1 pseudogene is annotated in these 329 nt (G+C 42.9%); it reads right to left on the bottom strand.

Annotation, left to right across the window (positions count from 1 at the left end):
• Window positions 1-100: 100 nt before the first annotated feature.
• Window positions 101-329: pseudogene (locus tag CWB85_RS21050) on the bottom strand (L-arabinose isomerase); the annotation flags it as partial.

Genomic DNA, 329 nt, shown 5'->3' with positions numbered 1-329 from the left:
CTAGCATTGTTACTCCTAAAATTAAAAGCCCACAATAGCATAAGCCAGCGCTAGGCTGGCTTATGAAAACAACATATTATTGTCTACTTGCGCTATAAAATTATAAGCCGCGCTTTAGCATGTAATACGCTGCATTATGGCGTAGTTCTGTTTTGAAACCACGGATGCTGGTATCTGCATCAATGATCATGGTTTCAACACCCGCCATTTCAGCAAAATCTACAATCATATCTGTAGTTACCGCTTGGCTGTATGCAGTGTGGTGTGCACCACCAGCATGGATCCACGCAGCAGACGCTACTGAAAGATTTGGTTTTGGTTCCCACAAT

This window comes from Pseudoalteromonas sp. S1727 (assembly GCF_005886375.1).
GTDB lineage: Bacteria > Pseudomonadota > Gammaproteobacteria > Enterobacterales > Alteromonadaceae > Pseudoalteromonas > Pseudoalteromonas haloplanktis.
The sequence above is the reverse complement of the archived record's forward strand: the minus strand, read 5'-3'. Positions and strand labels throughout refer to the sequence as shown.